The organism is Micromonospora sp. SL1-18 (assembly GCF_047921505.1).
In the GTDB taxonomy this organism is placed as follows: Bacteria; Actinomycetota; Actinomycetes; order Mycobacteriales; family Micromonosporaceae; genus Micromonospora.
This window is the reverse complement of record NZ_JBLROA010000115.1, coordinates 1-9942: the sequence shown is the minus strand read 5'-3', so window position 1 is coordinate 9942 and position 9942 is coordinate 1. Positions and strand designations below refer to the sequence as shown.

Here is a 9942-nt window from a genome sequence, read left to right as displayed (position 1 = left end):
AGCCAACAGACTGCGCCGGCTCTCCACCGAGCCCATCCCGTACAGACCCCCGACGAACACCGTGACCAGAGAACCGAAATCCTTGAAGAGTTCCTCCCGCCCACCGAGCTTCATCGGGCGGAACACGCCGAGGATGGCACCGTGCACCGCCAGCCGCTCCACGGCCTTCGGCAGTCGGAGAAAATCCACCCAATCAGTATATGTCCACTAAGGATTCATAGCCAAATTCGTGAGCCTGGTTCGCCCGTCCGGCCGACCGGCGTATCAGCGCTCCAGCGCCTACGTCGGTCGGATCCGGATCGTCCTGAGACCAGCCAGCAGGCGGCGTTCAGTACTGGAAGGCCGAACGAACTGAGCCGCCGACAATCGCGCACCACGTGTCCACGTCGACCTTTCCATTGGGCACCAGGCCGTGTAGGCGCTGCATGTCCTGGACCGCCTTCATGGTGCTGTGGTCGAATTCGCCGCTCACCGTGACGTCGCCGTACCCCTTGCGGCCGAGCAGGAACTGCAGCGCGTTGACGGGAAGACCGCTGGCGTCCTTCTCGAGTGTCGGCACAAGCGCTTCCCAGGTGGCCGCGTCGAAGGTCGCGTCCGGGTCGACCGGAATCCCGTGGTTGGCCTGGAAGTCGGCCACGACGCCATTCATGTCGTAGCCAAAGTTGCCGTTCGGGATCAGCGGGTACCCGAGATCGGCGAGCAGGTACTGCGCGACCTGCACAACCGGGCCGTCGACGAAGCGCCAGATGTCGGGCCACCGGCGTGCGGGGATGTCCGACTGTTGTGTACCGAGTGCTGCCGCGACGCGCGAGCGCACCATCGGGAACAACCGGTAGAAGGCGATGCCCGGGCACTGGGTGGGGTAGAAGTCCCAGTGGCCGAAGATGTCCCATGGCTGCAGCCGGAACTGCTGGCACACGGCCGTGCACAACCTCACCAGCGCGTCGAGCAGTGCGTCAGGCGGCGTCTCGGTGATGTACGTGCCCTCGTTCTCGATCCCGATCGCGTTCCCGTTCTCGCCCGGGCAGTGTGCGGCGCTGACCTGGTGCGCGCCGGCGTCGAGCGTCTCCAGGCTGCGGCGGCGACCCTCCAGCACGTAGCCGCCGCGGCTGACCGTGAAGTGCTGTCCGGTGTCCACCCAGCCGTTGCCGTCCATATGCAGGTTCTGGCAGTCCCGCGCCAGTTTTATGGCCTGGTCGCGGGAGTAGTCGGTGACGTTCGGGAACGCCATGTGATGCAGGATGATCTTGTTGGTGGTGTTGCCGGTGATCTGAATCGCTCCCCTTGGCGGACGCGCACCCCAGGTGTCGCAGTCGATGATCCAGGGGAACATGGCGCTGGGCGCGGCACCCGCTGGTGCCGCCACGAACAGGTCAGTGCCGACGATCGCCGCGATCCCAGTACCCAGACCTGCCTTGAACAAGGTGCGACGATCGACCTCGTGCCGATGAGTTGACATGCGCTGCCTCCATGAGGGGTGTGGAACAACAACGACAACTGCTGTGGGTTGGCGAATGATATTGATGGCCCGCCGGGATGGTCACCCCGCCGAAGCGGTACACCCCGTAGGAGGTCACCTCGCCGAACGGGCCGGCGCCGCTCGCGGACGTGCCGGTCAGGGAGGCGACGGCCGGCACGGCGCCGGCCATCGCCATGCCGAGAAGACAGGGTGGGCGGACTGACATGATGCCACCTTCGTCCGCGAGGATCGGTGGTGAAACATTCCGACTATTCCATCGCAACGCTTGGCAGTTTTCAACAGGCCAAGAGTCTGCGGCCGACTGCGAGCAACGCTGTGTTGCGCCTACTCGACGTCGGGCGGGCACCGAGCGACCGGTGACAGTGGACTGGACGGGTCCTATGCTGTCGTGGACGTTGTGGGTACTCGCTTGGAGGATCGGTGGCCGCACCCTTCGACACGGAACGGCCGCACCCCGCGCGGGTCTATGACTTTCTGCTCGGCGGCAAGGACAACTTCGCCGCCGACCGGGCCGCGGCGGCGGAAGGGCTCAAGGTCAACCCGAACGCGGCCACCGCGCCGCTGCAAAACCGGGGGTTCCTGCGCCGGGCGGTGCGGTTCCTGGCGGCCGAGGCCGGGATCCGGCAGTTCCTCGACATCGGTACGGGGCTGCCGACCTCGCCCAACGTGCACGAGATCGCGCAGGCGGTCGACCCGTCGGCGCGTATCGTCTACGTCGACAACGATCCCATTGTGCTGGCCCACGCGCGGGCGCTGCTGACCAGCAAGCCGGAGGGGCGCACGGCCTACGTCGACGCCGATCTCCGGGACGTCGACCGCATCCTGGCCGCGCCCGAGCTACGCGACAACCTGGATTTTGACCAGCCGGTCGCGTTGCTGCTCTTGGCGATCCTGCATTTCATGGATGATGAAAACGACCCGTACAGCATCGTCGAGCGGCTCATGGCGGCGCTGCCCAGCGGCAGCTACCTGGTGCTGTCGCACATCACCGCGGACTTCGAGCCGGAGCCCTGGGCTCGGTTCGTGGAGATCATGCGTCGCCAGGGCATCACGACGCGGCTGCGCGACCAGCCCGAGGTCGCCCGGTTCTTCACCGGGCTGGAATTGGTCGACCCGGGCGTGGTGCCGATCCTGCGGTGGCTCCCCGAGCACGATGACCGGTTCATCGACGCCCAGGCCGCACTGTATGGCGGGGTAGCCCGCAAGGTTTGAGCCGGAGCACGTTTGTGTACCGGGCTCTGTGCCGGCGGGGCGTCACCCGCGGATCAGCTGGGGTCGATCTAGAAGATGACGGGCGGCTGCCCGCACCTTCCTCGGCTCGTCCGCTGGGCGCTGGTCGTCGCATCGCCGATGTGCGACGCGACGACCAGCGCCGGGACGTTGACCGTGGTCAGCCCACGATGCCCTGGTGCGGTGGGACTTCAACGGTGCGAGCACCGGGCTCGCCGCCGAGGATCACCTTGCGCAGCGAGGTGTTGTTCGTGGTGTCCGACTCGTACAGCCGGCCGCTCGGGTTGGCGGCCACTTCGATGTAGTAGGTGCCGTTGGGCAGATCGGTGATATCGAACGACTGGCCCGGCAGGTACTGCCCGTAGGTGTCGCCCGAGCCGACATCGAGCACTTCCCGGACGGCCAGGGAGGACTGGTCACCGCAGGCGGTGTGCAGGTCGGTGTTGCCTGGCCGCCAGTTGGCGCCCGGCAGGGTGTAGTCGACCGCGTCCGTGTTGGCCAGGCAGAAGGCCTCCTTGCCGCTACGCACCGCCAGTTGGGCGTTCTCGTCCAGCAACCGGTACTGGGCGAAGTCGGTGAAGTGCCAGTGGTGGTGGCCGTCCCGGGCGTCCCACTCCATGGTGCCCACCTGCGCGTACCCGGTCTGCTTGCCCTTCGCGTCGTAGAAGTACTGGTACGCGTCCATCAAGTCCTCGCCGGAGCGGCGGAAGCCGTCCACCACCAGCGGCGACTGGCCGGCGACCCACACGGTGGCGCTGAACGACAGGTAGTCGCGGTCGCCGCTGTCCTCGTACCCGCCGATCTGGATGCCCCACGCGGGCAGCGACCGGAGGTCTGGCCTGGGCCCGTTCTTCGGGATGCTGTTCTTGCCCGCCGGGCGCGCGCCCGGGGTCAGGGCCGCCCCGGACCGGGCGGCGTTCGCGCCTGTCGCGGCCCGAAGCCAATCGTCCTTGTATTCGCGCACGTTGAGCTCGATGGTTACGGACGCCTGGTCGGCCGGGATGCCGAACAGGTCGCGGTACGGCTGGTTCACTCGGGCCGTCGCGGTGTAGGTGCCTTCCGCCAGGTCGACCGGCTCGGCCTGCCACCACGGCATGCCCGCTGGCGCACTCCACCCGGCCTGGATGCCCCACACCGCGCCGATGGTGAACGGGTTGGTCGGGCAGTCCTGCGGGTATGGCGATCTGTCCGGCGCGTCCGGCCGGGTCCGCGTCGTGTACCAGGAGTTCGGGCAGAGGCTCTCGTCGCGTTCGAGGACGACCGCGCCGTCCGCGCCGGTGATGGTTACGTGGGTGAACGCCGGGAACCCGGCGAAGTCGGTCACCAGTCCGGCGGGCAGCGCCACGCGCTTGCCGGCGGAGCCGTTGACGATCTGCTCGGCCATGATGGGATCGCCGTACGAGGCGCGCTTGAGCCGCACCTCGAACGGATTCTTGCCGGCCACCAGGTGCGTGCCCAGGTCCAGCATGACGCCGTAGTCCGGGTAGGACTCCACGGTCACCGAACGGGCTGCGGCGACGAACCGCAACTGCGGCTCGGTCGGTGCTGCTGCGACCGCGGCTGAGCCCCCGCTCACCCCGGCCGCTACTGCGGCAACCACGGCCAGCACTCTTCGTACTGTCATTGATGCATTCCCCGCTCTGTCGAGTGTCGTTCCAACTGATAGACGGCGCGGATGTTCATGTGGTTGCTTTTCTCCGCAGTCGCATATTTGTCACTGTCACAAGTCGACAAGCGGTGGCGCCGCCACCCAGGGGCAGAGTGGGCGTCGTCCCTCTCTCCGCACGCTTCGTTTTTGCGGGCAGGACTGCGCTGGATTCGCGCCTGAATATCGGCATGTATGACGCAGTGAGCCGATTTCAACCTGGGCGGCTTTCAGGCAGCGCTGTCATCCCGCGAGAACCGACGCGTCCAGCGCTGCGCCCCCCGCCACCAGGAGCCCAGCCTCCAGTGCGGCCGTGACCGGTCGGAGTGCGTCGAGGGACGTCGACTCCGGCGACGTCTCCCGCTCAGCCTCGGACAACTCCAAGGCCGCAAGCTTCGACCCTGACTATGGCCCATAACCGAGTTAACAGGGACTTATCGGACTCCCGAAGCTAGGAAACCTTGACAGACCCGATCGGAAAGTTGCAATCTCGCACGAGATTCACCAATTTGAAACATGCGAGTCGTGCTCTGCATGCATGCCCCCAGGGAGCCGCACCGTGTCCCGTTCGAAGCCCCCATCACCCCCAGCCAGACCGCGTCGCGTGACCCGCACGGGCACTGCTCTGGCAGCGGTCGCCGCCGCCGTCGCCGCCGCCGTTACTCTCTCCGCCGCCACCCCTGCCGCAACGGCCGCATCCGTCCAAGGGCCTTCGTCCAGCAGTGCAGCCTCCTCCTCACACACCGTGACCTTCGACAAGTACTCCCTGATGCTGGACGGCCAACGCACCTACATCTGGTCCGGAGAGTTCCATTCCTTCCGGCTCCCGAGCCCTGATCTGTGGCGCGATGTGCTGCAGAAGATGAAGGCCGAGGGCTACAACGCGGTCTCCCTCTACTTCGACTGGGCCTACCACTCTCCGAAACCCGGCGTGTACGACTTCACCGGCGTCCGCGACCTCGACAAGCTCCTCGACATCGCCGAGGAAGCGGGGCTGTACGTGATCGCCCGTCCCGGCCCGTACATCAACGCCGAGACCAGTGGCGGCGGGTTTCCTGGCTGGCTCACCACGCAGGCTGGCAAGGCACGCAGCGACGCGGCGGACTACCTCGCCGCGTCCGATGAATGGCTGGGCCAGGTCGACGCGATCCTCGCGCGCCACCAGTACACCAACGGCACCGGTCCGGTGATCCTCTACCAGATCGAGAACGAGCTGGCCACGACGGGATCGTCTCAGAAGAGATACATGCAGCACCTCTACGACAAGGTGCGCGCCGACGGCATCACCGTGCCGATCTTCCACAACGACAAGGGACGCAACGGGGTCTGGGTGCCCAGCAACAGCGACGTCCCTGGAACCGTGACAGGCCCGAACGACCTCTACGCCTTCGACGGCTACGGCGGTGGCTCCTGCCGCAGCAACAACACGCCCGGATCCCCGACAGTCGCGCCGGACTGGGGAATCTGGGGCTCCGGCGGCGCGAAGGGCGGCTCGACCGCCTCGCCCAACACCCCCGGGTTCGTCGCCGAACGCGGAGGCGGCTGGTTCGACTACTGGGGCGGCCCAGGCAGCTACGAATGCATGTCCCGACAGGAAGGCCCGGGGTACGAGCGCGTCACCTACGGAACCGACATCGCGAACCGGCTGTCCATCCACAACGTCTACATGACGTTCGGTGGCACCTCCTGGGGCTGGTTGCCCGCACCGGTCGTCTACAGCTCCTATGACTACGGCGCCGCCATCAGCGAAGCCCGACAGATCCGCCCGAAGGCCACCACGATGAAGGAACTCGGCCTGTTCCTGCAGAGTGTCGAGCCAATGACGAAGGTGGACAAGGGCAGCCCGGTCACCCCGTCGAATTCGGCGATCAAGATCTACAACGACGTCAACCCGGACACCGGAACCCACTTCTACGTGGCGATGCACAACCCATCCAACGCCACCACCAACGACGCGTTCAGCTTCCCGATCACCACTGCTGACGGCACCTACACAGTGCCCCAGCAGGGCACGCTGCGGATCAACGGACAGGACTCGAAGATCCTCACCGCGGACTACGACCTGGATGCGGCGGCCGGCTCGACCAGCCCGCACCTTGTCTACTCCACTTCCCAGATCATGACGCATCTGAACACCTCGACCGGCCAGCTGGCGCTGCTTTACGCGCCAAAGGGCGAGGACGGCGAAACCGTGCTCCGGTACGACGAACAGCCGAAGATTCAGGTCCTGACCGGCTCCGTGAGCAGCAGCTACGACACCGCGACCGGAGACCTGCGCCTGAACTACGCACACGACGGCCTCGCCGAGGTGCGCATCACGGCCGGCGGGCGCGAACCGCTGACCCTGCTGCTCGCCGACACGGACACCGCCGGCACGTTCTGGCAGCAGGACACCTCTAACGGCCCCGTCCTGATCCGCGGCCCCGAGCTGGTGCGAACTGCCACCGTGCGCGGAGCGAGCCTTCACCTCACCGGCGACACCAAGGACGCCGCCGACCTCGAAGCGTGGACCCCAACTGGCATCTCCGCGCTGGTCTGGAACGGTGACACCACCCCCACCACGACCCAGCCCGGCGGCAGCCTGCTGGCAACCGCTCAGCTGCCCGGTGCGGTGCAGGTGAAGCTGCCGGACCTGAGCACGGCGACCTGGAAGACCACGGCCGACTCAGAAGAGTCAGCGCCGGGCTTCGACGACTCCGCCTGGCAGGTCGCGGACAAGACCACGACGAACTCGACCACCAAGCCGCCCGCCGGGCAGCCGGTCCTGACCGCTGATGACTATGGCTTCCACCAGGGCGACGTGTGGTACCGCGGCCACTACACCGGTGGCGCTGATGCCAGCACCATAGCGTTCACCTATGGCGGCGGCGGAGCTGGAATGCTCCAGGCCTGGCTGGATGGTGTCTACCTCGGTCAGGACGTCTTGAACTCCGGCCAAAGCAGCCCTCCGACCAGGGGCACGGTCACCTTCGCGGTGCCCGCCGGCCTGCGCACCGACGGAGCACACGTGCTGTCGGTGATGGTCCGCAACAACGGCCACAACGAGGACGGCGGGGTGAACGACGCCCACAAGGAGGGACGCGGCCTCATCGCGGCGATGATGAACGGCGCCGCCGCTCAGCCGGAGATCACCTGGCGTGTCCAAGGCAACCTCGGGGGCGAGGACATCGTCGACCCCACCCGCGGCGTGATGAACGCCGGCGGCCTGTACGGCGAACGCCACGGGTGGCAGCTGCCCGGCTACCCCGACGACGCCTGGGCCAGCACCACTCTCCCGCAGAGCAGCGCCGCACCGGGCACGACCTGGTACCGCACTCACGTCAGCCTCGACGTACCCGTCAAACACGACTCCTCCATCGGCATCACGATCGGCGACCCCAGCAAGCGGGTCTCGGACGCCAACTACCGGGCGCTGATCTACGTCAACGGCTGGAACATCGGCCAGTACATCGCCAACGTCGGCCCTCAGCACACCTTCGTCGTGCCGACCGGCGTCCTCGACCCACAGGGCGACAACACCATCGCTGTGGCCGTGACGAGCGACGGTGGTCCCGGCAACGGGCCGGAGAGCGTGGCGCTCACCGACCTTGGCACCGTTCGCGGCGGGGTGAAGGTCAAGCGGGTTGCCGCACCGAACTGGAACGCCAAGGTGTACGGACAGCCCACGCTGCCGGGTCGAGCATCTGTCACGCCGCTCACTAGCGTCGATGCCCCCGCCCAGCCAGAGGCCGGTGACAGCTTCACCGTGGCCGGTGCCGTGCGCAACGACACCAGGGAAGCCTTGACCGAGGTCGACGCCACGCTTGATGTGCCCAGCGGCTGGACCGCCACGCCGATCGATCAGGCTCCGGCCACCCTCGCCAGCGGTGAATCGGCACCGTTGAGCTGGCGAGTCAACGTCGGCGACGACGCCGCCGGCGGTGCCTACGCCCTCGCAGCCCTAGTCGCATACCACCAGGGCGACACTGCCTCGCGGACCGGGTCGACGTACCCGATCACGCTGCGGCAGCGCGGTCTGGTCTATGTCAGCGACCTGCCCTTCGTGTCCGCGACCAACGGCTACGGTCCGGTCGAGCGCGACACGAACGTCGGGGGCAACGGCGCCGGCGACGGTACGCCAATCACGATCCGCGGAGTGACGTACGCCAAGGGTCTGGGCACCAATGCAATCAGCAGCGTGGTGCTCGACCTCGGCGGGAGGTGCACCTCCTTCAGCACCGACGTCGGCGTAGACGACTCGGCCGGAGGGAAGGGCACGGTCACCTTCACCGTGCTCGCCGACGGCAAGACCGTGGCCAGCACCGGCGTCATGACCGGCACCGCCGCGGCCAAGCATCTGACGGCGGATGTCACCGGCGTGCAGCAGCTCACCCTTCAGGTCGGCGACGCTGGGGATGGAAACGGCCACGACAACGCGGACTGGGCCGGCGCCCAGCTGATGTGTAACGGCTGACGTCGTCGCAGCGCCAGGCCTGGGCCTCCTTGGGAGGCCCAGGCCTGACCGTTCCCGCCACAGATGCGGTGGATCGCCCTTCGTCACCCAGACCAGCTCGACCGGCTTCCCCGCTGACCTCTCGCGAGCGCCCGAAAGCAGCAACCTGACCTTGTACGCTCGGACTGGCTCTGAAGATCCACGGACCGTATGCTTCGGGCGTGTCACAGCCGGGGTCCCGTTTCGTCGCGGCGCGGTTTCTCGTGGTCGCGCAACTTTCGATGGTGGCGCTCTATCTGGTCGGCGCGGTCGTCCCCTACCTCCTGAAGTTCACCTTCCACGGGACCGATCACTGCTCGCAGGCGACCGGATGTCAGGCGCCCAGCGATGTATTCGGCGGGCCGTTGTTGGTGCTGCTGATTCCAGCCATGGTCATCACGATCGTGGGGCCGATGACCGCGGTCCTCTTCCTGCTGATGTCGTTCACCTCGTTGGCCAGGCAGCGTCGAGAGATGTCCGACGCGTTGCGGCGCTCGCTGTTCGCGGCGGCCGGGCTCACGCTGGCCTTCCTCGTCTTCACACTGCTGCCGCCGGGGCGGCTGCTGCTGAACTGGGTGCTGGACTGATGACGAACGGACTGTGGCGGACGCAACTGGCCCTGGTGTGGGCTTTCGGGCTCGCGGTTTTCTTCTTCCTCTTCGGGCTCCTAGGCGGGCCGGCCGGCGGGACCAGCAACAGCGTGTACGACATGGTGTACGCGCCGCTGGGTGAGGGGCAATCGGTACGCGGCTCGCTGGCTCATCCGTTCGCCTGGTTCACCTTGCTCGCCATGGCGGTGGCCTGGCTGGCCCCGCTGTTCGCGGCACTTCTTGCCTGGCGGGGCCGGCGCGCGCTGAGGGGCGAGGGAGAGCAGGCACTGCGGGATCGGATCCGCGCCGGCACCGTCGCGGCATTCGTCATCGTCGTGTCCTACCTGACACCGGTCGGCTGGACGCTGATCTACGGGCTAACACGCTGGACGATCATGAACATCTGGGGCGAGGGCCCGGACGCGGCACAGTTGGGCTGAGCGGAGCTCCTCGCGCGCAACAGGCACGGCGACGGAGGGCTTATGAGACCAAGTTGTCCGCGCGGACGACATGGGCGGATAGGGGC

General features: G+C 67.1%; 7 protein-coding genes. 4 read left to right on the top strand and 3 right to left on the bottom strand.

Annotated features, from left to right (window positions below; genetic code table 11):
• Window positions 1-189: hypothetical protein (locus ACNAW0_RS29060; RefSeq protein WP_416291230.1), on the bottom strand; the 189-nt coding region annotated here is incomplete at its 3' end.
• Between the two features lie 139 nt (window positions 190-328).
• The gene (locus ACNAW0_RS29055) at window positions 329-1333 is read right to left on the bottom strand and encodes an N-acetylmuramoyl-L-alanine amidase (RefSeq protein ID WP_416291229.1); all 1005 of its coding nucleotides are present in this window, start codon (window positions 1331-1333) and stop codon (window positions 329-331) included.
• Window positions 1334-1900: 567 nt separating this feature from the next.
• On the opposite strand from ACNAW0_RS29055, the gene ACNAW0_RS29050 reads away from it, so the two are divergent.
• Window positions 1901-2692 carry an SAM-dependent methyltransferase gene (locus ACNAW0_RS29050; protein WP_416291228.1) on the top strand — a complete coding sequence of 264 codons (792 nt, stop codon included), beginning with the start codon at window positions 1901-1903 and terminating at the stop codon, window positions 2690-2692.
• A 178-nt stretch (window positions 2693-2870) separates the two neighbouring features.
• Here the strand turns inward: ACNAW0_RS29050 and ACNAW0_RS29045 are convergent, their stop codons facing one another.
• Window positions 2871-4334: a lysyl oxidase family protein gene (locus tag ACNAW0_RS29045; RefSeq protein ID WP_416291227.1), complete on the bottom strand. Its 1464-nt coding sequence runs from the start codon at window positions 4332-4334 to the stop codon at window positions 2871-2873.
• 766 nt (window positions 4335-5100) lie between these two features.
• Between ACNAW0_RS29045 and ACNAW0_RS29040 the strand changes: the two genes are divergently transcribed.
• From ACNAW0_RS29040 to ACNAW0_RS29030, 3 genes are all read left to right on the top strand, one after another.
• The gene (locus tag ACNAW0_RS29040; RefSeq protein WP_416291226.1) at window positions 5101-8808 is read left to right on the top strand and encodes a beta-galactosidase; all 3708 of its coding nucleotides are present in this window, start codon (window positions 5101-5103) and stop codon (window positions 8806-8808) included.
• 200 nt (window positions 8809-9008) lie between these two features.
• Entirely contained in the window at window positions 9009-9413 is a 405-nt protein-coding gene (locus ACNAW0_RS29035) for a hypothetical protein (RefSeq protein ID WP_416291225.1), read from the top strand.
• The gene (locus ACNAW0_RS29030) at window positions 9413-9856 is read left to right on the top strand and encodes a hypothetical protein (RefSeq protein ID WP_416291224.1); all 444 of its coding nucleotides are present in this window, start codon (window positions 9413-9415) and stop codon (window positions 9854-9856) included. Before ACNAW0_RS29035 ends, ACNAW0_RS29030 begins: the two co-directional genes overlap by 1 nt.
• Window positions 9857-9942 lie beyond the last annotated feature (86 nt).

Coding starts and splice junctions, on each gene's coding strand:
- ACNAW0_RS29030 (WP_416291224.1), top strand. CDS start 9,413: ATGACGAACGGACTGTGGCGGACGCAACTGGCCCTGGTGTGGGCTTTC.
- ACNAW0_RS29055 (WP_416291229.1), bottom strand. CDS start 1,333: ATGTTCCCCTGGATCATCGACTGCGACACCTGGGGTGCGCGTCCGCCA.
- ACNAW0_RS29045 (WP_416291227.1), bottom strand. CDS start 4,334: ATGACAGTACGAAGAGTGCTGGCCGTGGTTGCCGCAGTAGCGGCCGGG.